The 24,025-nt window shown below is 61.5% G+C and carries 27 protein-coding genes and 1 pseudogene; 13 read left to right on the top strand and 15 right to left on the bottom strand.

Annotated features, from left to right (window positions below; translation table 11 throughout):
* Positions 1 to 24: 24 nt before the first annotated feature.
* Positions 25 to 417 (bottom strand): DUF1622 domain-containing protein, encoded by a 393-nt coding sequence (locus tag J2045_RS18015; protein WP_307375312.1) that lies wholly within the window; start codon positions 415 to 417, stop codon positions 25 to 27.
* Between the two features lie 137 nt (positions 418 to 554).
* Between J2045_RS18015 and J2045_RS18020 the strand changes: the two genes are divergently transcribed.
* Both J2045_RS18020 and J2045_RS18025 read left to right on the top strand, forming a co-directional pair.
* On the top strand, positions 555 to 860 hold the full coding sequence (locus J2045_RS18020) for a hypothetical protein (protein WP_307375314.1): 306 nt from the start codon (positions 555 to 557) through the stop codon (positions 858 to 860).
* Between the two features lie 203 nt (positions 861 to 1,063).
* Positions 1,064 to 1,501 carry a YqaA family protein gene (locus J2045_RS18025; RefSeq protein WP_307375390.1) on the top strand — a complete coding sequence of 146 codons (438 nt, stop codon included), beginning with the start codon at positions 1,064 to 1,066 and terminating at the stop codon, positions 1,499 to 1,501.
* Positions 1,502 to 1,520: 19 nt separating this feature from the next.
* Here the strand turns inward: J2045_RS18025 and J2045_RS18030 are convergent, their stop codons facing one another.
* The 6 genes and pseudogenes from J2045_RS18030 to J2045_RS18055 form a co-directional block, all read right to left on the bottom strand.
* Positions 1,521 to 2,588 (bottom strand): GGDEF domain-containing protein, encoded by a 1,068-nt coding sequence (locus tag J2045_RS18030; protein ID WP_307375316.1) that lies wholly within the window; start codon positions 2,586 to 2,588, stop codon positions 1,521 to 1,523.
* Between the two features lie 123 nt (positions 2,589 to 2,711).
* Entirely contained in the window at positions 2,712 to 2,960 is a 249-nt protein-coding gene (locus J2045_RS18035; protein WP_166602840.1) for a DUF982 domain-containing protein, read from the bottom strand.
* A gap of 183 nt (positions 2,961 to 3,143) precedes the next feature.
* Positions 3,144 to 3,850 (bottom strand): annotated as a pseudogene (locus tag J2045_RS18040) (haloacid dehalogenase type II).
* Positions 3,851 to 3,926: 76 nt separating this feature from the next.
* Positions 3,927 to 4,139, bottom strand: a complete 213-nt coding sequence (locus J2045_RS18045; protein ID WP_307375319.1) for a hypothetical protein — start codon at positions 4,137 to 4,139, stop codon at positions 3,927 to 3,929.
* A 210-nt stretch (positions 4,140 to 4,349) separates the two neighbouring features.
* Entirely contained in the window at positions 4,350 to 4,601 is a 252-nt protein-coding gene (locus J2045_RS18050) for a BrnA antitoxin family protein (RefSeq protein ID WP_307375322.1), read from the bottom strand.
* Positions 4,602 to 4,712: 111 nt separating this feature from the next.
* Entirely contained in the window at positions 4,713 to 5,927 is a 1,215-nt protein-coding gene (locus J2045_RS18055) for an ROK family transcriptional regulator (protein ID WP_307375326.1), read from the bottom strand.
* Positions 5,928 to 6,163: 236 nt separating this feature from the next.
* On the opposite strand from J2045_RS18055, the gene xylF reads away from it, so the two are divergent.
* The 4 genes from xylF (at position 6,164) to J2045_RS18075 (ending at position 10,154) form a co-directional block, all read left to right on the top strand.
* Positions 6,164 to 7,204: a D-xylose ABC transporter substrate-binding protein gene (gene xylF, locus J2045_RS18060; protein WP_307375329.1), complete on the top strand. Its 1,041-nt coding sequence runs from the start codon at positions 6,164 to 6,166 to the stop codon at positions 7,202 to 7,204.
* A gap of 240 nt (positions 7,205 to 7,444) precedes the next feature.
* Entirely contained in the window at positions 7,445 to 8,758 is a 1,314-nt protein-coding gene (locus J2045_RS18065) for a sugar ABC transporter permease (RefSeq protein ID WP_307375332.1), read from the top strand.
* A gap of 14 nt (positions 8,759 to 8,772) precedes the next feature.
* Positions 8,773 to 9,558 (top strand): ATP-binding cassette domain-containing protein, encoded by a 786-nt coding sequence (locus J2045_RS18070; RefSeq protein WP_112242093.1) that lies wholly within the window; start codon positions 8,773 to 8,775, stop codon positions 9,556 to 9,558.
* A 152-nt stretch (positions 9,559 to 9,710) separates the two neighbouring features.
* Positions 9,711 to 10,154 (top strand): hypothetical protein, encoded by a 444-nt coding sequence (locus J2045_RS18075; RefSeq protein ID WP_307375335.1) that lies wholly within the window; start codon positions 9,711 to 9,713, stop codon positions 10,152 to 10,154.
* 542 nt (positions 10,155 to 10,696) lie between these two features.
* Here the strand turns inward: J2045_RS18075 and J2045_RS18080 are convergent.
* Positions 10,697 to 11,062 carry a hypothetical protein gene (locus J2045_RS18080; RefSeq protein ID WP_307375338.1) on the bottom strand — a complete coding sequence of 122 codons (366 nt, stop codon included), beginning with the start codon at positions 11,060 to 11,062 and terminating at the stop codon, positions 10,697 to 10,699.
* 178 nt (positions 11,063 to 11,240) lie between these two features.
* On the bottom strand, positions 11,241 to 11,606 hold the full coding sequence (locus tag J2045_RS23180) for an SMI1/KNR4 family protein (protein WP_370873163.1): 366 nt from the start codon (positions 11,604 to 11,606) through the stop codon (positions 11,241 to 11,243).
* 336 nt (positions 11,607 to 11,942) lie between these two features.
* Here J2045_RS23180 and J2045_RS18085 point away from each other — a divergent pair, with 336 nt between their 5' ends.
* A complete protein-coding gene (locus J2045_RS18085) occupies positions 11,943 to 12,590 on the top strand; it encodes a hypothetical protein (protein ID WP_307375342.1) in 648 nt (215 codons plus the stop codon).
* A gap of 115 nt (positions 12,591 to 12,705) precedes the next feature.
* Complete coding sequence (locus J2045_RS18090) at positions 12,706 to 13,041, top strand: Imm8 family immunity protein (RefSeq protein ID WP_307375344.1); 336 nt, start codon at positions 12,706 to 12,708, stop codon at positions 13,039 to 13,041.
* A gap of 486 nt (positions 13,042 to 13,527) precedes the next feature.
* Here J2045_RS18090 and J2045_RS18095 read toward each other — a convergent pair whose 3' ends face one another.
* The 4 genes from J2045_RS18095 to J2045_RS18110 all read right to left on the bottom strand — a co-directional run bounded on the left by J2045_RS18095 (position 13,528) and on the right by J2045_RS18110 (position 17,054).
* Positions 13,528 to 13,911: a type II toxin-antitoxin system VapC family toxin gene (locus tag J2045_RS18095; RefSeq protein ID WP_307375347.1), complete on the bottom strand. Its 384-nt coding sequence runs from the start codon at positions 13,909 to 13,911 to the stop codon at positions 13,528 to 13,530.
* Positions 13,908 to 14,108: a type II toxin-antitoxin system VapB family antitoxin gene (locus J2045_RS18100; protein ID WP_307375349.1), complete on the bottom strand. Its 201-nt coding sequence runs from the start codon at positions 14,106 to 14,108 to the stop codon at positions 13,908 to 13,910. The genes J2045_RS18095 and J2045_RS18100 overlap by 4 nt, the downstream gene beginning before the upstream one ends.
* Positions 14,109 to 14,494: 386 nt before the next feature.
* On the bottom strand, positions 14,495 to 16,306 hold the full coding sequence (locus J2045_RS18105) for a HAMP domain-containing methyl-accepting chemotaxis protein (RefSeq protein ID WP_307375352.1): 1,812 nt from the start codon (positions 16,304 to 16,306) through the stop codon (positions 14,495 to 14,497).
* A 364-nt stretch (positions 16,307 to 16,670) separates the two neighbouring features.
* Positions 16,671 to 17,054 (bottom strand): MAPEG family protein, encoded by a 384-nt coding sequence (locus J2045_RS18110; protein WP_307375354.1) that lies wholly within the window; start codon positions 17,052 to 17,054, stop codon positions 16,671 to 16,673.
* A 199-nt stretch (positions 17,055 to 17,253) separates the two neighbouring features.
* Between J2045_RS18110 and trhA the strand changes: the two genes are divergently transcribed.
* On the top strand, positions 17,254 to 17,913 hold the full coding sequence (gene trhA / locus J2045_RS18115; RefSeq protein WP_307375359.1) for a PAQR family membrane homeostasis protein TrhA: 660 nt from the start codon (positions 17,254 to 17,256) through the stop codon (positions 17,911 to 17,913).
* A gap of 168 nt (positions 17,914 to 18,081) precedes the next feature.
* Here the strand turns inward: trhA and J2045_RS18120 are convergent, their stop codons facing one another.
* Positions 18,082 to 18,561 carry an ABZJ_00895 family protein gene (locus J2045_RS18120; protein ID WP_307375362.1) on the bottom strand — a complete coding sequence of 160 codons (480 nt, stop codon included), beginning with the start codon at positions 18,559 to 18,561 and terminating at the stop codon, positions 18,082 to 18,084.
* A 135-nt stretch (positions 18,562 to 18,696) separates the two neighbouring features.
* Here J2045_RS18120 and J2045_RS18125 point away from each other — a divergent pair, with 135 nt between their 5' ends.
* The 3 genes from J2045_RS18125 (at position 18,697) to J2045_RS18135 (ending at position 21,593) form a co-directional block, all read left to right on the top strand.
* On the top strand, positions 18,697 to 19,203 hold the full coding sequence (locus J2045_RS18125; protein ID WP_281409164.1) for a GNAT family N-acetyltransferase: 507 nt from the start codon (positions 18,697 to 18,699) through the stop codon (positions 19,201 to 19,203).
* A 173-nt stretch (positions 19,204 to 19,376) separates the two neighbouring features.
* A complete protein-coding gene (locus J2045_RS18130; protein ID WP_307375366.1) occupies positions 19,377 to 20,417 on the top strand; it encodes a NotI family restriction endonuclease in 1,041 nt (346 codons plus the stop codon).
* Positions 20,418 to 20,444: 27 nt separating this feature from the next.
* Complete coding sequence (locus J2045_RS18135) at positions 20,445 to 21,593, top strand: DNA cytosine methyltransferase (protein ID WP_307375369.1); 1,149 nt, start codon at positions 20,445 to 20,447, stop codon at positions 21,591 to 21,593.
* 63 nt (positions 21,594 to 21,656) lie between these two features.
* On the opposite strand, the gene J2045_RS18140 is transcribed toward J2045_RS18135, so the two are convergent.
* Positions 21,657 to 22,403 carry a hypothetical protein gene (locus J2045_RS18140; protein WP_166605093.1) on the bottom strand — a complete coding sequence of 249 codons (747 nt, stop codon included), beginning with the start codon at positions 22,401 to 22,403 and terminating at the stop codon, positions 21,657 to 21,659.
* A gap of 180 nt (positions 22,404 to 22,583) precedes the next feature.
* Between J2045_RS18140 and J2045_RS18145 the strand changes: the two genes are divergently transcribed.
* Complete coding sequence (locus tag J2045_RS18145; RefSeq protein ID WP_307375373.1) at positions 22,584 to 23,750, top strand: helix-turn-helix domain-containing protein; 1,167 nt, start codon at positions 22,584 to 22,586, stop codon at positions 23,748 to 23,750.
* Positions 23,751 to 24,025 lie beyond the last annotated feature (275 nt).

Below are 24,025 nucleotides of genomic sequence, written 5' to 3' on the forward strand. Positions count from 1 at the left end.
CCACAAAGACGACAGACGCCTCTTTCAGACGCGCTCGCCCTTCTCTTCCACCGGCCCCGTTTTGCCGTGATGCACGGATTGCTCGCCGCGCACGCCCTGCCAGGGCCAGCGCCCGGAGATCTCGACCTCCAGCGACAGGCTGAGGAAGGTGCGGATGACAATGATGATGGCGAGCACCAGCACCGAATTGAGGCTCGGCTCCACCGCCACCGTATTGATGATGTCGCCGGCCACCATCAGTTCCAGCCCGAGCAGGATCGCCCGGCCCATGCCGGCCCTCAGCTCGCCATAGGAGGAAAGCGTGCGTGGTGCCCTCAGATAGGCCCAGCCCGCCACCGCGATCCCGATCACGATCACCGACACGCCCACGGCTTCGATCGTACGCGTGATCACATGCATGATGCTGGCAAATTCCATGGTCTGTCTCCTTGCCGAACGCAACGCCCGCCGTGCCGGTCGGTTGCAATGCACCGGCTCTCCTGCGGCACCTTTCGCCCGCTCGCGCGTTGATGCTGCGAACACGCTTCATCCAGCGGACGAACAGGGAGGCCACTATGCAGCAATTCGATCTGAGCGCCATGACACGGCCCGAACTCGACAGATTGATCGCCGATGCCAGCCGCGAGCGCGAGACCCGCAGCGCGCCCGGTGAACCCGTGGCAGATGAGAACGGCGTGCGCGGCCAGGATGTCAACGACCCGAACCATGGTGCGATCACCACGCCGGCACCGCATCAGGTGCGCGAACACGGGCCTGAGGGCCTCCAACCCGGCGCACGCGTCCAAGGCCACCACGTGATCGATGCCGATGCGGTCGAACACGACGACCGTATCGAGCAGGCCGCCCGCCGCCTCGTCTGATCCGGCACAGTCCCGATGGCCCGCCCCCGGGGGCCATCGGGCCGCCATGCATCGTCCCACGCTGCATGACGGCCTTTTCATCTCTGAGACGTCTCGGGCGTCGCAACACGAAGCGTCGGCGGCAACGCGCCCATCAATCTCGGCGCCCTCCCGGCCTGCTGCGCATTGCCAGAGCAAGGTGCGCAGGCTAGACCGGCTGCGTGATTACAGCTCTTGCCGCTTATCTCGCCCTCTTCCTGGCTGCCTTCCTCGCCGCGACCATCGTGCCCGCGCAGTCGGAAGCCGTGCTTGTCGGCCTGATCCTCGCTGGCGACCAGTCGCTCCCCGTGCTTCTTCTCGTCGCGACAACAGGCAATGTGCTGGGGTCCGTCGTCAACTGGCTGCTCGGCCGCTTCATCGAGCACTTCCGCAACCGGCCCTGGTTCCCCGTATCCGCAGACAAGCTCGCCCGCGCCGAGGCCTGGTATCGCCGCTTCGGCATCTGGTCGCTGCTGCTCTCCTGGGTGCCGGTCATCGGCGATCCGCTGACGGTGGTCGCCGGCGTGCTGCGCACGCCCTTCCTCACCTTTCTGGCGCTCGTCACGCTTGCCAAGGCCGGGCGCTATGCGGTGCTGGCGGCGGTGACGCTCGGCCTGATGTGACGCTCGGGCACGAGCGACGCTATTCTGCCGGAACCCGTTGCCGGGGGAAGGGCCTGACATTGTCGTCCCGGGACACGGGCGCCACGTCAGCGGATACGATCCGGTTTCGCCCGGCCGCCTTCGCCTGGTAAAGCGCCGCATCCGCCCGTGCCAGCGCCAGGCCGGCCTCTTCCTCCGCCCCTGCCGTCACGAGGCCGGCACTGAAGGTCAGGCTTACCCCGTCGATATCGAGCATGCGCACCTCGGTGAGCAACGTGTCCAGCCGCTGCAATGCCTCGCTTCTGCTGCCTTCGGAAAACAGGATGGCGAATTCCTCGCCGCCCAACCGCCCGGCCATGCCGGGCACATGCCGCTGCAGGCAGTCGGCCACGGCGAGCAGCACCGAATCGCCACGCTCATGCCCATGCGTGTCGTTGATCTGCTTGAAATGGTCGAGATCGATCATCGCCAGATGCAGCGGCAGGGCGCTGTCTTCGATCCGCAATTCGGCGAACCGCGCCATGAAGGCCCGCCGGTTCAACAGCCTTGTCAGGGGATCGGTGCTCGACAGCAGCCTGTAACCCTCCTTGGCCTCGTACAACCTTTTGTAGGATGACATGACGATGATGTTCAGCATGACGCCGATCACCGATGCCGCCGCCGTGGCGATGACGAATTCCGGATAGCCGGCGGCAGCGAAATAGTCGGAGCCCAGACCAGCGAACGAGATTGCGCCGCTGAGCATGGCCACCACGACATAGTCGCGGATCCGCGAGAAGAGCACGGCGCCGTGGACCAGGATCAGCGCGAAGACAAGAAAGCGCCAATAGTCTCCATGCGGGGCGAGCTTGCTCAGAAGCATGCGGAAGGCGATGGCGCAGACCACGATGCCGAGCAGCCCGAAGATCCGGAACGTTACGTCCCGCCGCGTCCGCACGAGAACGGCCCAGCAGATGCACAGCAGGCCGACACTCGCCAGATGGGAGGGGCTGCCGAACCCCCCGGTCTCCGGCTGGAGCAGCCTGCCGAACAGCAGGATCACCACCGAAATGGCCGCCGCGATGTTGATCTGCAGATGGAAGGGGCGCTCTTCGGCGAGATTGAACATGAATTGCACGTATCGAGAGGTGAAGGACAAAATGGTTTCGGAATGAGATGGGGCCATCATCGCATGTCGAACCGGCGGCGCAAGGGCCGTGATGCTGGAATTCCGCGCAATCGCCAGGGCGTGTCAGGCGGTGAACTTCACCCCGGCTGCCATCGCCGCCGAAATCAGCGCCTTGCGCCCGTCCTCTTCCTTGGCCTTGCCCTGGGCCACCGCGCCAAGCACCAGGAGTGCTTTGTCCAGCGCCTCGCTCTCTTCTTCCGGCCAGTCCTCGATCAGCGCCCAGGAGGCGCCGAGCGAGCAGTCGACCACCACATCCTCGCCGTCTTCGCCGATCCCGTGCAGGATCACCGGCTTGCTCCAGGTCTTCGTCATGTCTTCGTGTCTCTTTCGTGTTCGGCGGCGCTTCAGCGCCTGTTCATGGCCGCCTCTATAGCGATGAGACCGGCATTCCGCCATGGTCGGGCAGTCATTCTTGGCGGTCAGGAAAGATCCCGTCAGACCGGAAGCCGCCGCCTTCGCCCGTGCGGGAATGTCTGATCCGCATCCACATGCCTCTCATGACCGGATGTCCAGCAGGCCCGCAAGCGAGGACAACACCGTATCCGGCGGGAAATCGCCATACTCGTCCGGCGCACCGGAGCGGTTGATCCAGTGACAGGTGAAGCCGAAGGCCTTGGCGCCGGCGATATCCCATCGGTTGGAGGACTGGAAGGCGATATCGGGTGCGGCGATCCGCAGGCTCGAGGTAACAAGCCCATAGGCCGCCGGCGCGGTCTTGTAGATCTTCAGCGCATCGACCGAGAAGACCTCGTCGATCAACCCGCCAAGGCCGGCAGCCTCGATCGCCTCTTCCAGCATCCGCGGCGTGCCGTTGGAGAGGATGGCGATCCTTGCCCCCTCTGCCGCAGGCCGGTCAGCACGTCAGGCACCTCCGGAAAGCACTCCAACCGGTGATAGGCGTCGAGCAGATCGGCCCGGAGGCTGCTGTCGACACCGGGAAACCGCGCGAGACAGAAGTCGAGCGCGTCTTCGGTCAGCGCAGAAAAATCCCGGTACTGTCCCATGAGGCTCGTCACCCAGGTATATTCAAGCTGCTTGATCCGCCAGAGATCTGAAAAGCCCGGAGCGTCCGGCCCCATTATCTCGGCATGCCGGCGCACCGCCGCATGCACGTCAAACAGCGTGCCATAGGCATCGAAGACATGGGCCTGCGGCCCGTCCTTGGGCCCATCCTCATCCTGCAATGCGATTGCGTCGGTCATGAAGCGTCCTCCTTGAAGGAGGGTAGGGCTGAGGCGTCCGCCGTTCAAGCGGCGAGCGACCCGCGCGAGGCCGCAATCAGCTGTGGCGTGTCGCGAGCCGCTTTCGGTCGTGTTCGACGGTCGAAAAGCCACGCGTCGTCAGCCGGAACTGGCGCTTCTGAAACTCGCCACGGATCTCGATCAGCCCCTGTTCCTCAGCCTCGGCCAGGGTCTTCAGGCTCGTGCCCTTCGGTGGCGTCTGCCAGTCCCGGCCTTGCGCCGCATGCAGCAATACCATGATCTTGATCATCGGGGTCTCTCTCCGGACAATACCGATCGCAGCCGTCCCAGTCTTGAGGCCAGGCCGCAGATCGGATGACGCGGGCACAGCGAATATCCGCCGGCGCGTCAAAACGTGAATTGCGTGCTGCTATGCCTGAGCTTTTCGCAAGCGTCGATTCGAAAATGCACCATGCGGCCCAGTCGATCACGGAGATCGCTCGTCTTCGTCGAGGGGCAATCAGGATTTGGTCCGCAGCCAGTCCCTCAACACCGCATTGATCCGCGACTGCCAGCCTGGACCTTCGGCGCGAAAGGCGTCGATCACGTCCTGGTCGAGGCGGATTGTTGTCGAGACCTTTGTCTTGGGGCTTTTGGGTCGACCGCTACGAACCGTTGCCGCCTGGAATTTCTCCACCCAAGGGCTGGTCGAAAGATCAGGCGCCTCGTCGTCAATGTCCGACAAGTCGACCTTGGTCACAGTTTTATTCATGTCCAGTTGCTCCTTCGCATCGAAAGCAGCTCGACATTTTTGTTACTACAAAAAGTCCTTGGAGTCACTCTTGCGGAGGAATCGGCAAGCAAACGAATGCGGCACGCACCTTCACCCACCCAAATCTTGATCAATCTCAGTCAGCGCCCTGTCAACATGCCCCTCGAACACCAGCGTTTCCTCTTCCGTTATGATCAGGATCTCCGGCGCGCCGCGCACCCGCACATGCTGCGATTGCGCCAGACCCTCGTCGAGACCGCGCGTGAGGAGGTCCATGAAGCGTGTGCCGGGGCCGGTGATCGCGATCGGCATGGTCTCTTCGGCGAGGCTCAGCATGCGCGACAGCCCCTGGCCGAGCGCCAGCCCCGCCTGCCGGAAGGCATATTGCGAGGCGCGGTGTCCCTGGCGGGCGCGGCTGGCGATCTTTTCCATCTCGGCAAGCGGCACGAACTTCGCCGGGATCGTGTCCGGCGGCACTTCAAACGCCATGCGCAGGATGCCGTAGAAGCCGGCGGACGCCTCGATGCAGCCGATCGCCCCGCAACGACAGAGCTTGCCGTCATCGGCATGCAGCATGTGGCCGAAATTCGGTGCCCGAATTTCGAGATCGCCATGCTGGTCGCGATAGGCCAGTCCGAGCCCGATCGAATGGCCGAGCGACAGCGTGGCGAGCGAGGCAAGCGGGCCGCTGCGATTCTTTTCCAGCCGAAGCGCCAGCGCATGGGTCACCAGCAGACTCTCGTTGAAGAGATGGATGCGGCTGGCGGCGAAATCGGAAAGTGCTGCCTCGAAATCGAGTTCCTGGTAGCCGAAGACCGGCGACCACAGGAGCTTTGCCCCTTCGCGGTCGACCAGCCCCTTGCTGGAGATGGAGATGGTCGAGATCGCCGAGGCCGGCAGGCGCGAGCGCTGGATCAACCGGGCGATCGCGCCCCGAAATCCGTCGAGGAAATGCTGCGGCGTTTCAGGCCCCTGTTCGCGCGCTTCCTCGAACCGGTCGATCATTGTGCCGCGAAAATCGGCGAGCGAATATTGCACGGCATGCGAGGAGATGCGCACCGCGATCACATGGGCTGCGTCCCGCCTGCGGGCAAACAGCACGCGCGGTCGGCCGCGCTGGCCGGCATTGGCCACCTCGCGGCGATCGAGCAGACCATTTTTCTCGAGATGCGAGGTAATTGCCGAAACGGTCGCCGAGGAAAGCCCGGTCGCCGCCGACAGATCGGTATGCGCCAGCGGCCCCTCGCGCCGCAGCACCTTCAGCACAAGCCCGTTGTTCTGGTGGCGAACGGCCTCCGTGCTCGCCCTCGGACTGGCAGTCGTCATGGGCTTGTCGCCCGCTCTTGTATGGTCCACCGCATGCTCCTCCCAAAGCATTTGGTCACTGTCTTGGCAAGACGCTTCCGGCCCGTGTTGACAGCGTGAGAATCTTCTGCCAGTTATTTTCTCGACTGTCGAGAAAAACCATTGGACGGGGGTCCATGGGGTAAGGGCAGTTTCGCAGCGGGTCGTAGGTTGGGAGGTCTTCCGACGGTCCGCTCTCACCTTGGGAGGTTTTAAAAATGAAATCCGTTATGAAGCTGATGGCAGCAACTGCCGTCATCGTGAGCCTGCATTCCGTTGCCAATGCCGAAGGTCTGACCGTCGGCGTCTCCTGGTCGAACTTCCAGGAAGAGCGTTGGAAGACGGACGAGGCCGCGATCAAGGCAGCGCTTGAAGCCGCCGGCAACAAGTACATCTCTGCCGACGCTCAGACGTCTGCCGCCAAGCAGCTGACCGACATCGAAAGCCTGATCGCCCAGGGCGCAAACGCCCTGATCGTTCTGGCCCAGGATTCGGAAGCCATTGCTCCGGCCATCGAAAAGGCCACTGCCGAAGGCATCCCGGTCGTCGGTTACGACCGTCTGATCGAGAACCCGGACGCCTACTACATCACCTTCGACAACAAGGAAGTGGGCCGCATGCAGGCTCGCGAAGTGTTCAAGGCGAAGCCGGAAGGCAACTATGTCTTCATCAAGGGCGCCTCGACCGACCCGAACTCTGACTTCCTCTATTCGGGCCAGATCGAAGTCCTGAAGGAAGCCATCGACGCCGGCAAGATCAAGAACGTCGGCGAAGCCTATACCGACGGCTGGAAGCCGGAAGCTGCTCAGAAGAACATGGAGCAGTTCCTGACCGCCAACAACAACAAGGTCGATGCAGTCGTATCGTCCAACGACGGCATGGCCGGCGGTGTTGTGGCAGCGCTCGAAGCCCAGGGTCTCGCCGGTGCCGTTCCGGTCTCCGGTCAGGATGGCGACAAGGCCGCTCTGAACCGCGTTGCTCTCGGCACTCAGACCGTGTCTGTCTGGAAGGACAGCCGCGTTCTCGGCCAGAAGGCTGGTGAGATCGCATCCGCTCTCGCCGCTGGCAAGACGATGGACGAAGTCGAAGGCACCGTGAAGTTCTCCGGCGGCCCGAAGGGCGTCGAAATGAACTCCTACTTCATCGCTCCGCTGCCGATCACCAAGGAAAACCTCAACGTCGTCATCGACGCTGGCTGGATCTCCAAGGAAGAAGCCTGCCAGGGTGTTGCCGCCGGTTCGGTTGCTGCCTGCAACTGATCGAGTGACTGACCTTAGAGCTTGAGCCGGAACGCCGCAGCCGTTTGCGCTGCGGCGTTTCGACTGATCGGGAGCATCGCGGCAGGACATGACCGCCGGCCTTAAAGGGCCGCCGGGCTCAGTCCATGATCCGCAGACATAAGAGAGATGCCTCGATCCGCATGGCGGGCATGCGCCCGCAAGCCCGCGCGAGGCGCGGCCCTTCGCAAGCCGACAAACGACTGGGGAGAATAATTCGTAATGGCGGATCACAGCCTTGCCACGCCCGCGCCCGGCGCCCGGGCATCCAATGTTTCAGCGCTGAAGCGCTTCTTTCAAGCCACGGAAATCGACACGCGCCTGCTCGGCATGGTCATCGCGCTGGGGCTGATCTGGGTCGGCTTCGACATTCTGTCGAACGGCCTGTTCCTGACACCGCGCAACCTGTGGAACCTCTCGGTCCAGGCTGCCTCCGTCTCGGTCATGGCCACCGGCATGGTGCTGGTCATCGTCACCCGCAACATCGACCTCTCGGTCGGCTCGATCCTCGGCTTTGTCGGCATGATCATGGCGGTCCTTCAGGCCCGCATCCTGCCGCCGATCATCGGTTTCGAACATCCGATGATGTGGGTGATCGCGCTCGGTGCCGGCATCCTCGTCGGAACCGCGATCGGTGCCTTCCACGGTGCGATCATCGCCTTCCTCGGCGTGCCCGCCTTCATCGTCACGCTCGGCGGCCTGCTGGTCTGGCGCGGTGCAGCATGGATGGTCACCTCGGGCGCAACGGTTGCCCCGATGGACACCACCTACCGTCTGATGGGCGGTGGCGCGGATGGTTCGATCGGTGTGACCGCCAGCTGGATTGTCGGCCTCGTCGCCTGCCTGATGATCGTTCTGTCGATCCTCAACACCCGCAAGCAGCGCCGCCGCTTCGGCTTCCCGCTGCGTCCCGTCTGGGCCGAGTATTTCCTCGTCGCCTCGGGCTGCGCTGCCATCCTCGGTGCGGTTTGGGTCGCCAACAGCTATTACATGCCGGTAAACCTCGCGAAGAAATACGCCGAAGCCAACGGCATCGCCTGGCCGGAAGGCGGGCTGCAGATTGGTCTCGGCATCGCCGTTCCGGTCCTGATCGCCATCGGCATTGCCATGGTCATGGCCTTCATCACCAACCGCACCCGCTTCGGCCGCTATGTCTTCGCGATCGGCGGCAACCCGGAAGCCGCCGAACTCGCCGGCATCAAGGTGAAGTGGGTCACCGTCAAGCTGTTCGCGCTGATGGGGGCACTCTGCGCCATCGCCGCTGCCATCTCGACGGCCCGCCTGAACGCGGCAACCAACGCGCAAGGCACGCTCGACGAGCTCTACACCATCGCCGCAGCCGTCATCGGCGGCACCTCGCTTGCCGGCGGCGTCGGCACCATCGTCGGCGCCATGCTCGGCGCCATCGTCATGCAATCACTGAATTCGGGCATGGTCCTGCTCGGTCTCGACACGCCGCTCCAGAGCATCGTCATCGGTATCGTGCTCGTCGTTGCGGTCTGGCTCGACACCGTCTACCGCGCCCGTGCGAAGTAAGGGGAGTTGAACTCATGTCTGAAAATCGCACCCCCCTCGTGGAAATGCGCAACGTTTCCATCTCCTTCGGCGGCATTCACGCCGTCGATGACGCCACGATCGACCTCTTCCCTGGCGAAGTCGTGGCGCTGCTCGGCCACAACGGTGCCGGCAAGTCGACCCTGATCAAGATACTCTCGGGCGCCTACAAGCGCGACAACGGCGATATACTGGTCCGCGGCGAGTTTGCCGACATCAACAATCCGCGCGACGCCAAGAAATACGGCATCGAGACGATCTACCAGACGCTTGCTGTCGCCGATAACGTCGATGCCGCCGCCAACCTCTATCTCGGCCGCGAGCTGCGCACCGCCTGGGGCACGCTCGACGACGTCGCGATGGAAGCCAAGGCCCGCGAAGTCATGGGGCGCCTGAACCCCAACTTCCAGCGCTTCAAGGAGCCGGTGAAAGCCCTCTCCGGTGGTCAGCGCCAGTCGGTGGCGATCGCCCGTGCGATCCTCTTCGACGCCCAGATCCTGATCATGGACGAACCGACGGCAGCCCTTGGACCGCAGGAAACCGCCCAGGTCGGCGAGCTCATCCAGCAGCTGAAGAAGGACGGCATCGGCATCTTCCTGATCAGCCACGACATCCACGACGTCTTCGACCTCGCCGACCGCGTCTTCGTCATGAAGAACGGCCGCGTGGTGGGCCATGCCCGCACCGAGGATGTCACCAAGGACGAAGTCTTAGGGATGATCATCCTCGGCAAGTGCCCTCCGGGGGCAGTGCCCGGACCAGGGGCCATGCAGACGGCGTGAGCCGAGAGACAGTGAAATGAGACAGGCGAGGGGGCGAAAGCTCCCTCGTTTGCGTTTGTCCCACGGCGGCGACCGTTTGATGCCGATTGAAATTTGCATATGCTTGCTCTGCGCGCCACAATGTTAAACGCAGGTGCCGTGTTGGGTTTTCAATGCCGCGAAGAAAGCAGTTTAACGGAATTTGTTCCGACACCCTGGCTAGCTTTGTCAGTCGTTACAATGACCTGGATGGCTATTGGGCCTTGGGGCAATACGCGACATTCCTGATGCAAGCAGGTGAGCAGCATTTGCAAATTCAGCTGCAGGAGAATTCCCGTTTGCCCGCGCGTTCCAGATTTTCAGCTTCGGCGACATACTATCGAGGTGCGGTTATGCGGCTGATGGCTGCGAACGAGATGCCGCCCAACTGGCTCGCCGATGCGTGCATCATATTTTCTTTGACGGGTCCAACGAATGCTTTTTGCGAGATCGCAATCACGTCTGATCTCGGCAAAGTTTACCGCGCCAATCGGACCGTCGAGGTCAAGCCACATAACCCGCTGCTCGAGCACAGGAGAAGCGGCAACTTCGGGCCGTCAAACCAACGCGGTGAATAAACCGGACAATTAAAGCCATCCAAGGCGGCTCTACTTCCCCCTTGAGGGCGGATGCCGGCTTCCGCTTTGCGCCAAAAGGAGACATTTTGATTCCGTATTGACCAGGCGCAACGCAGGATACATTTTCCTCTTGTATCAATCCCCTTTGCCCGGTCGTCGGGTGTTTCAGTGAAAAAACTTTCAGATTCCGCCAGGCTTCGCCGAGCCGTTTGTGTCGAATACGGCTTCTGTGGAAGCCTGCAGGACGAGGGCTCAATCGACGTGATCGACTTCGTTCCGGAACGAGGGAAGGTGTCGGTCGAGCAGTTCATTGATTGGCTTTACATGGCTGAAGGGGAGAGGCGATCTCGCAGTCCGTCTCAAGTGATCCTGCAAGAAAAACTTAGAAGTTGTTTCATCGGCCATATGGGCTCAGACATCGTCTCAGCTTGCAAACTGAGACGGACATTCCGCACTAAGCCAAGAAATAGTCGCTAGCTGTGCTGCCGGTATCGACCATCGGGTGACCGCTTCGGGCCAATTTCAGCCTCCTGCCCACGGCGTCAAAGGCTGAAGCGGAGGACTATGTCCGCGAGGAGAGGGTCTGTGAATTCAGCAACGGGATCATCGGTCTTGTCGGGTTTGCGGTGAAATTCTCCGGCATCGAATGCTTCGTAGATTTCAAAAAACGGCTCTGGCACCTGATTTTTGCCACTCCCGAAGCCGTCCTGAACTGCAGACCATAGATCATTCATGAGGCCGTCGCAGAAAGTATAGCTCAGCTCTCGTCGGTGGTACCTCTGTGCAATTTCCAGCGCCACGCTGTTGTAGAAGTCCGGGTGATTAAGCGTCCCTGCCCATTGGAGGACATCATCGAGCGTGAGCCGAACCGGGTTCTTTGTTTTCGCGAATTGCAGGAACTCTGACACCGCTATTCGTCCTTCTAACACCTTGCCCCACCCTATTAATCAGTGGCAAGCTGGCGTCAATGCCTCCCTCAGTGTGTGCTTTGGGGCGTAAGTAGCATTGCCGTACCTGGCTAGTTTGCTTTTGCCAGAGTGAAGGGACTTGGGCTTTGCGCCACAAGCGGACATCACCTTGTGTAACTCAACTCCAGTCCACAGATACGGGAGAAGTGGTTCCTGTTTCATGGTTCCATAGAAACATGTTTTCAGAACCAGCCTGCAGGATTAGTAGGTCTCCCGCCCCGTTTGAAGCAACTGCGATGCCACCAGTTGGAAAACTCCGCCAGCCTCGGGCCTCCTGAGTTTCCTTGACCATATCGTTCGCGGTTCTTGCCGAACGCTTTCGATCAGATGCATCCCGAACTGGGTTCAGTATCCAATCGCCTTCCGTCGTCGATACGTCTCCGCCATTGTTGATCCGAAGACGCTCACGAAGCTCCTGAGGCAACCGCCTCCCTAAAGCCGTTTCAGCAATTTGGATGCATTCTTCAGAAGCAGGGAAAGCCATTCACACGTAAACTCCTACATTGTCTGCGCAAATCCAGGCCAACTGCTGCATGATTTGTCAATGGGTCCGCAATGGGCCGAACACAGACATCACCGAATGCCATACAACGCCACCATCCCCAGTGTTCGTCCCAAACACCTTCGCCCCGCCACACCACAAAAAAAATGCCGCGAGGATCACTCCTCGCGGCCCGGTATTGCCGATAACAGTTTGGGACAGGCAGACAGGCAGCCGCCGAAATCGCGGCTGCAAGAGGGGGGGGCGTGACGCCAAGTGCGGACATCAGGTCATCCCAAGCGAGCACTCCACGGTCTTCCGAACCATTAAAAGGACATCATGCGTAAAGAACCAGTCGTCTTCTCTCTCAAAGAGAGCTTGAGGTCGCTCAATATTGAACTCCTCAAATTTGGCACCCCGCTCCTGCAAATCGCAGAGAGGTTTGGGCCACCGAAAGGGTGGATAACTGATGCACATGATGATCAGCCGGTGCCGTTATATTGGATTTATCCTGGTGGTCTCGAGTTATGTTTCGAACCAGAACCACCCTATTTGTTGGAGTGGTACAAGCTTTCGCCCGTGGGTGCCCATAAGGGGAGGATGACAAACTTTAGTTACTACGCTCGCATGCGCAACGATTTTCCGATGATCGGGACCTCGGTTTCGGGCTTCCTGCGGAGTGGTTTGTGGGACCTGGAAAAGGTGAAGGTCGGCATCTGCGCCGAGCCACTTTATCCGGTTCTCGATATCTGTATCGGATGCCTACGGATCCCTTTCCTGATGGATAATGAGAACCAGGAGACACTCGAAGATCAGATTTCCGACTGCGGCAATGATCTAAGACGAAGAATTGCCTTGCTTGATACGGCGTGTGACTTCTTCGGAGCCTATTTCTTAACGGATGAGCTCGACTCTCAACGTTTCCCGAGCGGTGGCTGGACGACGATCAGCGGTGAAGAATATCTTCGCCAGCTCGACTGCGGATAACAAGCTTCCGCTTCGCGCCAGGAGCGGACATTCTCCGGAGGCTGTCGATGTACTTGTTTTTAAAATCAAGTCCATGCGATCAATCGCCGGTGTTATCCATCACCGGAGGTAAAACATGACCTTGCGATACAACGGGTTCGTTATCTTTGAAGGTGACGAATGGCAACCCGCTGATTTGACAGACTTCGGGTTTTGGATGGACTTCTATATCGGTAACGATAGTGGAAGTGACGCCTTTACCGTCCTAGTCTGTACGCCATCATGGTTCGCCCGTGAACGTGGAGAAGAGGTGACGAGCGGCCGCAATGTGATCTTTATGCCCAGATTCGATCGAAACTCCCTCGGTGATTTTCTTAAAGCAACATGTGCAGGCGAAAGTGGCAAGAGCATTGAGGCTGCAATGCTCAAGATCGATGGCATTGGTGAGTGGGAGTATCGGCATAGAAGCTAACTGGTAATGCGCGCCTCGCGCCACAAGCAGTCATTCGCATTGTGATTATCGCGGTTCTCGGAGGTCCTCCGGATCAAAGCGATAGGCCCCGCTTAGGTAGGTTGTTGCACAATCAGAGTGCGCGTAGAGAGTTTGCCGAGGAATATCTGCGGTGTCAGACCAGAGGTTCGATACCTCAACTGAAACCGCTTTGACGTCAGTCTCTTTGATAGTCCCCTTGCAAAACCAGCAACTGAAGTCACGCACTTGAAACCGCCTCCGCTCAATTCAATGGCATTGAAGTAGCGGTTTCAGGGTGCAACAGGAAGTCCGCTTCGGGCCGCAGCTGCCTTCAGGGTTTCAGATCTGGATGACCGCTTCGCGCCAAGACTGCCCCAATCCAGCGCGGCATTTGTGCTCAACATACCCAGCACTCATGCCATCCAGCCGCTGGACAAGGGTCGCGGGTGCGCATCCCATCAAAACCTCTGTCTGGGCGTTGCCGTTCTAATGAGACGCTTGCGCGGGCTGATAGAGCGCTGCACCGATTTTCTGTGCTGCGGCCGCCAGACGCTTATCTCTTGTCCATAAAGAGGCTCGCCGGTCGAGCAATATTGACGTCAACAAATGGGCGTCGGTGTAACCGATCCCCATGCTGAATAACGAATGTCGATCAATGATCATCATGACCTCTGCATGCGTCGCAATCGCTGCCTCGCGCTGAGCGGCCAGGAAAGCGATGACGACTTCCCTTTGTCGTAGACTTCCAAGCGCCAGTTCGCCGATAATGAAAGGGTGGCAGAGCAGCCGGTCATCAGTGATTGTGTTTCGCAGGTCTGCGTCACCATGGCGAAAATGGTCGATCCAGATCGACGTGTCGACCAGGATCACGTTGCTCCGTCGCTCCTGCGGCGCGGCGAGGCCTCAGCTTCTGGCATGGAGCCTCCGAGTGCGATGAGCCGTTTACCCGATTCAACACGCACAAGGGTCTCGAGCGCCTGTCGAACAAGTGCTGCCGTTTCCTTCGTGCCCGTAAGGGAGCGCGCCCGTTCCAACAGGTTATCATCAAGATTTATGGTGGACCGCATGTCTATGCTCCCGCAGACGAGTGGCCAATTTAGCACCATTTGGTGCGGCTATCCATGACTCGTTTAGGATGGCTGGTATTGAAAGCTTTGCGGCCGTGGGTTCGTATCCCTTAAGGGCAGAGGCGGATTCGGGCCGAGTGCGGTCGCTGACTTCCCTTACACCGTGGACAAAAAGAAACCGTCGGCCTTTGCTGCAATTCGGATCTCCAGCCTTTCATTCCTCCGGCCCGTCCGAAATCGGGTCAACCGAAGCCTGAACTGCCTCGGCTTGGACGCCAGCGCACTGACCTCATCAAGCCAGTCTCCGCCACGCGCCTGGACGTCCCTTTGGACGCAGATGTCGCTGCGGGCAAAGGCCCGGGCACTATCCGCCTGATCCTGAAGCCTCACGCCGCCCGGCGCATGCCCGACTGCCCGGATCCGCTCTGTCCGTCGATCTCGAATTTCCCGATCAGCTGGAACAGCGCTTCCGCCTCCTTGGCCAGCGAGCGGCTGGCCGCGGTCGATTCCTCGACCATGGCGGCATTCTGCTGGGTGCCCTGGTCCATGATGGCGACCGCCGTGTTGATTTCCTTCAGCCCCGTTGCCTGGTCGCCGGAAGCCTCGACAATGGCGTTCACATTGACGCTGACGGCCTGAACCTGGGCGACGATCTCTTCCAGCGCCTTGCCGGTCGCCACCACGAGGTCGACGCCGTTCTTCACCTGGTTGCCGGACTTGCCGATCAGCGAGCGGATTTCCTTGGCTGCACTTGCCGAACGCTGGGCAAGTTCGCGCACTTCCTGGGCAACGACGGCAAAGCCCTTGCCGGCCTCGCCGGCACGGGCCGCTTCGACGCCTGCATTCAGGGCGAGCAGATTGGTCTGGAAGGCGATCTCGTCGATCACGCTGATGATCGTGGTGATTTCCTTCGAGGAGCCTTCGATCTCCTGCATGGCGGAAACCGCCTTTTCGACGATCGTCCCGGAACGTTCTGCCGCCCCGCGTGTCTCCTGCACCTGCCGTCCGGCCTCCCGGGCGCGGTGGCTGGTTTCGCCGATGGTGGTGGTGATCTGTTCCAGCGCTGCGGCTGTCTCCTCGACGGACGCCGCCTGGCGCTCGGTGCGCTTCGACAGGTCGTCGGCAGCGGCATGGATCTGGGTCGAGCCCGCCGCGATCACCTGGGCATTCTGGCCGACGCGGCGCATCGCATCCTCGAGCTTTGCCACCGCATCGTTGAAATTCACCCGGATCGCGTCCAGCCGCTCGGCAAAGGCTTCCGTGATCCGATAGGTCAGCTTGCCATCCGACAATTGGCCGAGCGCATGGCCGATCCTGTCGACGGCAAAGCGCACTTCGGCGGCATCCTGCGCCTGTTGGCGTTCGCGTTCCATGCGCTCCCGCTCGGAAAGCGTGCGGTTGGCCTCCGCCTCCTTCTCCAGCCGCACGCGCTCGCGGGCATTGTCGCGGAACACGGCAACGGTCGAGGCCATCACGCCGATCTCGTCGCGGCGGCCCTCGCCATAGATGGCGACGTTGAGATCGCCATGCGCCAACCTGTCCATGGCCGTGGTGATCGAACTGACCGGGCGAATGACGCCGGTAACCACGGTCCACATTGAAAAGGCCGCAACGCCAGCCGCCATCACGGACATCGCTACCATCAATGTCGTCAGCATGGCCTTCAGCGCATTGGCGGTCTCGAGGTTTTCCTTGGCCACCCGGATCTGCAGCTCGATCAGCCGGGAAATCTCGGTGCCCAGCGGATCGATCGTCGGATAGAGCTTCTTGTCGGCAAAGCTCGCCAGACCCTCCATGTCCTTGGCCAGAAGCAGCGCCTGCAACTCCTTGACGCCGGCATCGGCGCCCTCCCGGACCTTCAGGAATTCATCGGCAATGCCCTTTTCCTCGGGCGTCAGATAGGTGACGATGTATTCGCCCCACTTCTGCTCGATCTTGCCCATCGCCGCATCGACGCTCTTTTGCCCCTGCTCGAAGCTGAACGCGCCCGAGCGCACCTTGTGCACGGCATCGACGATGTCGACGGCATAGGAGTCGGCGATCACCTTGAGCTGTTCCATCGGAATGACCCGGTCGGCCACGATCGACGTGGTCAGTTTCGATTGCTCTTCCTTCGCATAAAAGGCGAAAGCCGAGATGACGAAAATGGCAGCTGTCAAAAGCGAAATGCAGGCCAGCAGTTTCAATCTTATGGTCATGAGAACCTCGGAAGCGTCTACGGTTTCAAGTCACAACGGCGCGGGCAAACACATGACGGGTCTGTCCGGCCAAAGCCGGCTTCAACCCCTGTCACGGGTGGCATGCTCGTCGGTCTACGCAAAACCAGCTTCTGCCGTCGCATGTGCCGACCCCTGCAGAATCTAGGGGTGATCCGTTTACGCTTTGCTAAAGTTTGCCCTCAAATACGCCTGGCATGTGAGTATTTGCGCAGATTCAGAACAATTATTTGTTAATGCGACAACCGTCGCGCGCACAAAGCCGTGAGCCGGCGGGAAATGCACGTTTTGCAGAGTCTGCAAGCGCCGGGAAGGGTTCTGGAGGGTTTCTGGAGGGGTAGGGGCTTCAGCCCCCCTTGACCAGCGCCCCGATTGTGCCGCCGATCAAGAGCACGATGCCAACAAGAAATGTCAGCGCTGCCCCCGGCCCGCGCTTCTTCGCATCGTCGTAATATTCCGCCGCGTAAAGCGCCCGTGCCGCCGTCCAGCCGAGGCCCAGCAGTCCGGCCAGAACGTCCGAAACATAAAAGCCGAAGATCCACAGCGACGGCAGGAAGAGGACCAGTTGCTCCACCGTATTCTGCTGCACGCGAAAGACCCGTTCGAAATCGGCGCTTCCGGTGGTCTTCGGTGCCTCGACCCCGAACTTTCGGCGCGCCTGGCCGACCTTGAGGAGAAACCAGCAATAGGTGGTGAGCGCGGCAAACGTGGCAAGGATCGTGAAACGCATGATTTTTCTCGGCAATCAATTTTGGCGATAACCATTGATTGGTAGGCGGCGTGCCACGATTAGGCAAGCAAGGAAGGTTACGGTCACTGCATGTTTGTGAAGGCAGCACTGCTTGTTCGACCCGGCGAATTCCGCCATCATCCCGAGCATTGCTTCGGAACCTGAAGCTGCCGCCCATGAGAAAAGACGAAGAGACACGATGACCACCGAGAATTTCAAGTTTGGCCGCGCCTATGACCTGCACGAGCTGGTCGCTGACGGGATCATCCATGGCATCGGTGTCGTCTTTGCTTTGGTCGGGGCCACCGCGCTGATCTTCTACGCCACCGTCTATTCGGATTATGCCGATATCGCCGCCAGCTGGATCTATGGCCTCGGCCTCATCATCGCGCTCGGCGTCTCCTTCACCTACAACATGTGGCCGCATTCCAAGATCAAGTGGTGGCTGCGCCGATGCGATCACTCGGCGATCTTCATCCTGATCGCCTCGACCTACACGCCCTTCCTCATCCAGGGCGCCGACCGCCCGCTGATCCTGGCGCTGCTTCTCGGCATCTGGGCGACGGCCTTCACCGGCATCTGGCTGAAATTCCGCTTCCCCGGCCGTTATGACCGGCTCGCCATCCTGCTTTATCTCGGCATGGGCTGGAGCGGCGCGCTCGCCATGGGCCCGCTCTCGGAAATCATCCCCGGCATCACGCTCACGCTGATCATCATCGGCGGCTGCATCTATTCCGCCGGCGTCGTCTTCCACGTCTGGGAACGCCTGCGCTTCCAGAACGCCATCTGGCACGCCTTCGTCGTGACCGCCGCGATCGTCCATTATTCGGCGGTATTCACGGCGATCAGCCTAGGCTGAGGAAACCCCACTCCCGGGCGCGAAGGATCGTCATCCTCGGACCCTCTTGCCGAGGATCTGCCGGGGCCGGCCCCGGTCTCGACGCATCCGCGCTCGCCACACCCGTTGCAACGGCAGTGGATGCCCGGGATACGGCCCCAACATGCCGACGGTTAAGGGCGGATCGCCTCAAATCCCCGTCAGCGCCGCCTGCCGTGCCATCTGCTTTGCCGTTGCGCCCGCGCCGATCCGGAACCCTGCCAGTGTCACGGGATAGCTCAGCACCAGCGATACACCGGCAAGCACCAGCGCAGCCATGGCAGGCGTCATGCCCATCTGCGCCGCGAGAAGCTGCAGTTCCGCTTCGGTAATCCCGTTCAGCAGCACGATGCCGACAAGCATCAGCGAGCCTGCCACCACGGCAACAAGGGCAAGCAGACCCGAAAGCTTCAGGCTTACTCCCCAACTCGGCCGCCCCTTCAGCCGCTGGGCAACGAAGCTGCCGGCGGAAGACCCGGCCGCGATCAGCACGGCCACATTGGCCGCCGAGGACAGGCTGTCGCCCCAGCCGAAGGCGTCGAGCACCAGCGCCAGCAGGAAGATCGCAAATTGTGCGCCGATCAGCACGAGAACGTAGCGGGTCAGCAGTCCGGGAAGCAGAGAGGTCATGGGCATCGGTTTCCGAAAGTCTTGGGTCTTGCCTTTGCACCCTTGTTGCCCGATGTGTCGATGCGGCGAAGTATCGCCCGTCACACCTCAGTCCCACATGGCGGTTTTTCCGCCGTAAAATGTAGAATACCGATCATGACCATGCCCGTCACCCTGCGCGATGCAACGCAAGCCGACCTGTCCGCTATCCGCGACATCTACAATCACGCCGTCGAACACACGACCGCGATCTGGAACGACGTGCTGATCGACCTCGATAACCGCCGCGCCTGGCTGGAACTGCGCCGCGCGAAGGGCTTTCCCGTCCTGGTCGCCGAGGTGGACGGCCGCATCGCCGGCTATGCCTCCTATGGTGACTGGCGCGCCTTCGACGGCTACCGTCATACCGTCGAGCATTCCGTTTATGTCGAGAAGGACCATTATGGCCGGGGCCTCGGCAAGGCCCTGATGGCGGCCCTGATCGAACGGGCAAGGGCAGGCAACATCCATGTCATGATCGCCGCCATCGAAGCCGGCAATCAGGGCTCCATCGCGCTCCACCAAAGCCTCGGCTTCCGCCTCGTCGGCACCCACCACGAAGTCGGCCAGAAATTCGGCCGCTGGCTGGACCTGACGATGATGGAACTGAAGCTCGGGGAGTGAAGTTCCACCTCCCCCTTGAGGGGGGAGGTCGCCGCAAAGCGGCGGGTGGGGGTGACCAGCGACCCGGGGCATCCCTACGATTGGACATCTGCAGGACATGACCGGCGCCGCCACGCAGTTGACGGCAAAGGTGCGAATCAGCCCAATGGCTGCTGGATCATTGGAGTGCTTGCGTGTCCCAGGAACGGTTTCACATTGCTGAATGGTATGGGCACCCCTTCCTGGCCCTGACCGATGCCGAGCGTCTGGCCCTGGCGGACCATGAGGTCGGTGGTGCGGCCATGAGCAAGGCGGATCTGGATCGTCTGGCGGATCTTGAGCGCCAGACGCAGCTTGGGAATTTGCGTGCGCGGGAAGAAAAGCGGCTGGAAGAGCTGCGCCGCAAACTGGAAAAACAGCAGGCCGAGGAGCGCCCCTGTCCCTTCAAGATCAACAGCGCCCACCCGACCTGCACCAAGCCGGGCGGTGTCTGCTCCATCCGCATCTACGGCGAGGATGAGGGGCGGATCGCGCCGGTCGAGGGGGATCGCGGTCGAATCCGCGCCCTGTGTCCCGCGCGCTTTCACCAGGGCGGTCTCGTCTTCGATGCGATCGGCGAGAGCCTGCTCGACGATCCCCGGGCAAACCGTGTCGGTGAAGTCGGTTTCCTGAAGTCGACGGGCAATCTCGACAGTTCAGCGGGTGAAGACGTCGGTCGGATCGACATGATCCTCGTCAAGGGTAATGGCGGAGTGTCCGATGCCATCGACTGGGTGGCGGTCGAGATACAGGCGGTCTATTTCTCCGGCGAGAAAATGTCCCTGGAGTTCGATCACATCAAGGACACCGGCGGCGCCCTGTCGATGGCACGAGTCAAGCGGCGCCCCGATTACCGCAGCAGCGGCGTCAAGCGCCTGATGCCGCAACTGCTGACAAAGGTGCCGACGCTCAGGCGCTGGGGGCGCAAGATGGCCGTAGTGGTTGATGCGCCCTTCTTTCAATCCATGGGCACGATGGAAACGGTTAGCGATGTCTCCAACGCTGATATCGTCTGGTTTCTTGTCGATTTTGTTGAAAATCCAAATGGCGGCCCATTTCGACTGACGGTGGTCAGCGAGGTCTGTACGACGCTCGACGCGGCCACGTTGGGCCTCACCGGCGGCTTGCCGGTGACAAAGGCAGAGTTTGAACAGCGAATAAGATCGAAGACGAAACAGGACCACATTGTTCGTTGAATATTTTGTTGCTATAACGAGTACAAAATGAGAACAACCGAGGCGGTAGCGACCATGAGCCCGACGGCAATCGACCTATTCTGCGGTGCAGGCGGATTGTCTGCTGGCCTGGAAATGGCCGGATTCAAGGTGCTGGCCGGCAATGATATCTTTGCTGCAGCCGGCGAGACCTTTGCCCGCACCCATCCGGACGCGAAGTTCATCCCCGGCCCGATCGAGGCGCTGACCGTCGAAGACCTGATGAAGCAGACGGGGCTTCGCCGGGGCGAACTCACCGTACTTGCCGGCGGCCCGCCCTGCCAGGCCTATTCGGTCTACAATCACCAGCGCGGTATGCATGATGCTCGGGCCACTCTGTTCAAGGAGTATCTGCGCATCGTCGACGGTCTGCGACCCGAATGGATCGTGATGGAGAATGTCACAGGTATTTATTCGATCGGTGGCGGTGAGGCTGTCCGCGCGATCAAGGCAGAGCTTGGCGCTCTGGGATATGCGGTGGAGGAGCAGGTCCTCAGATCCGAGGATTATGGCGTGCCCCAGGAGCGTCGTCGTGTCGTCTTCATCGGCAACAGGCTGGGCGTACCGATCTCCCATCCGTTGCCGACGCATGGCCCGGATCGCGCCGAGCCCTTCACCACGATCAAGGATGCGATCGGAGACCTGCCACCCTTGGAAAATGGTGAGGACAAGGGCCGGGTGCGTTACCGGGATGTGGCTCCGAGCCATTTCCAGCAACTGATGCGCGGCGATCAGACGGTCGTGGACGGCCATGCCGCACCGACGTTGGGCAAGGTCAACATGCAGCGCCTGCCCTACATTCCGCCGGGCGGAAGCTGGCGCGACATTCCCCATGATCTCCTGCCGGAGGGCATGAAGCGGGCGAAACGCTCGGACCACACGAAACGTTATGGGCGGATGACCTGGGACGGGCTCTCCTGCACGGTGCTGACCAAATGCGACATTCATTGGGGTGCCTATATCCACCCCGAACAGGATAGGGCGATCACAGTCCGAGAAGCGGCGCGCCTGCAAGCCTTCCCGGACTGGTTCGAATTTGCCGGCTCCCGAACCGAGCAATATGTGCAGGTCGGCAATGCCGTGCCACCGCTGCTCGGCAAGGCGATCGGCGATCATCTCATCCGTCTGATCAAGGCGATGGACCGCGCTGCCGCCTGACAGAGCTCCTCTTTTCGCTGCTGTGAGAGGCGGGGCAGGCCAGCCCCGCACTCCCATGCACCGTCACCGGATGGTGGCATGTACCATCTCGCCCCGGATGGTGATGGCCGGTTGCGCGCCCGGCGTATTGGCAAGTGCGCTGTCGACATAGGACGCGACGGCATCGACGCCATAGGAAATGGTGGTCGGGACGAGGAAGCGGATGGAGGCATCCAGCATCGTTCCGGAAACGAGCACCGCCTCGTTGCGCATCACCCGGTCGAAGGTCAGCCGGGCCCTGAGCGCCGCCCCGTCCACCGCCACGCGTGTGGCATGGCCGGCGAGTGAAAAGTCCCCGGCATCGCTGGAAACGTCGATGCTGGAAAAATCGCCATCAAGACGCATGCGGGCGGCATTCTGGTTGATCGACACCGCCACATCCGGCGCCAGCGTCGCATTCAGGGTCAGCGTGCAGTCGTCGAGGTCGTTCCAGCCGAAGAAACCGCCCCGGTCGCCCATGTCCACTGTCAGCGTCGTGCCATCGCGGCCCATCCGGCCCTGCCGGGCACAGCCGGGGGAGAACCAGGCCGAGCGCCACAGCGCGCCCCAGCCCCGCCGCGTTCCGGTCAGCACCGCCTCCCGGGCGCCGTCGCCGCGCGTCGAAATGACGATGTCGCTCGCCGCGCCCGTCACCTCCAGCCGCGTGACGCCTGTCAGGTCGAGGGGCCCGGAGATCGCCTCGTCGGCCCGGATCATCTGCACGCTGCCGTCGAGAATGGCGAGACCGACAAGGCCGCCGAGGATGGAAAGCACGATGGTTCTCTTGCGCATGATAAGGCTCCTTTGCTGTGGCCCGGCGGTGTCCGCCGTCGGGGTCCCCGGGCCGTTTCGATGCCTCATCTGCGCCAAGCCGCGCTGGAGCTTCGACCTCGATCGCGTTTCAGGTCGACCTGGATCGCGCTTGCGGTCATGATCGCGCCATCCTGATGCCGAAAGTCCGAAAACCGCCCCATGCTCTTCGTCCCGCTCTCCTTTCTCGTTGCCCTCTTCCTTGGCATCTTCCTTGCGCGTCTTCTGCGCGAGGGGCGCGACAGCTGGACTGCCCATGGCCTCTTCCTGCCTCTGATCGCCCTTTACATCCTGCAGAGCCTGCTGGTCGGCCTGCGCTGGGGCTATGGCCTGACACAGGTGCTTGCCGTCCTGCCGGTCCTGGCAAGTCTGATGCCGGCGCTTTCCTATCTGGCTTTTCGCGATCTCGCCCGGGAACGGCAGGGAATTTCCGCCGCCGACTGGCCGCATCTGCTGCCCACACTGCTGATCGCGGCGATTCTGATCGTCACCCACCTGCCGGCGGGTCTCGGCATTCCGCCCATCCGGCATATCCCCGTCGATGTCGTCCTGATTGCCGTATTCCTTGCCTATGGTCTGGCGCTGCTCTGGCTGGCCCGGCTGGGTCCCGACGGCCTTGTCGCCTCGCGCCTCGACGGCTCCCTGCGCTCCTGGCGCGCGCTGCAGTTGACCGGCATTGCCCTGATCACCTCGGCGCTGACCGATGTCGCGATCAGCCTCGACATGCTCTGGTCCGGCGGTCGCTATTCGCCCATGGTCGTCTCCGCCGCCACCACGCTGATCCTGCTTCTGCTCGGTCTCGGCGCCGTCTCCGCCGGCGAGGAAACAGGTGGGGACGATGGAGCGGATGCGGAAACAGACCGGCCGGATCGGCAGGCATCCGGTCGGGGTCAGGGTCAGGGTCAGGCCGCCGCCTTGCCTGCAGCGTCCCCCGATGCCCGGTTGCAAACGGCGGCCGCCTCCACGGCAAGGACCGCCACCGAAGACCATCACCGCCTTGCCGCTGATCTTGACCGCCTGATGACGGAAAAGCGTCTCTGGACCGATACGAACCTGAACTTGGCCCGTCTCGCCCGCCGCCTTGGCATGCCGGCCCGCGCCGTCTCCGAAGCGGTCAACCGCGTTCACGGCGTCAGCGTCTCGCACTACGTCAACAACCACCGCATCACCGAGGCCTGCCGCCTGCTCGCCGAGACGGACTTGCCCGTGACCCGCATCCTCTTCGAGGCGGGCTTCATGACCAAATCCAACTTCAACCGAGAATTCCTGCGCGTGACCGGCGAAAGCCCGAGCGACTGGCGGAGGCGGGTTTCCCCACCTCCCCCTTGAGGGGGGAGGTCGCCGCAAAGCGGCGGGTGGGGGTGAACCACACTGCGAGTTCGACGCATCAAGCAGGGAAACGGTTGACGCCATCACCCCACCCCGGAGCTGCGCTCCGACCCTCCCCCTCGAGGGGAGGGTGGCTGCCCGCCCGCCCCCTCACCCTGCGTCCGCTGCGCTCGGCTTCCCTCTCCCCGCTGGGGAGAGCGACTGTCTTGGCAGTCAAGCGTTTTGCCATGGTTTTTCGTCCCGGATGATTGCGTTGAGGATGGTGAGCAGTTTGC

The organism is Peteryoungia aggregata LMG 23059 (assembly GCF_030814435.1).
In the GTDB taxonomy this organism is placed as follows: domain Bacteria; phylum Pseudomonadota; class Alphaproteobacteria; order Rhizobiales; family Rhizobiaceae; genus Allorhizobium; species Allorhizobium aggregatum.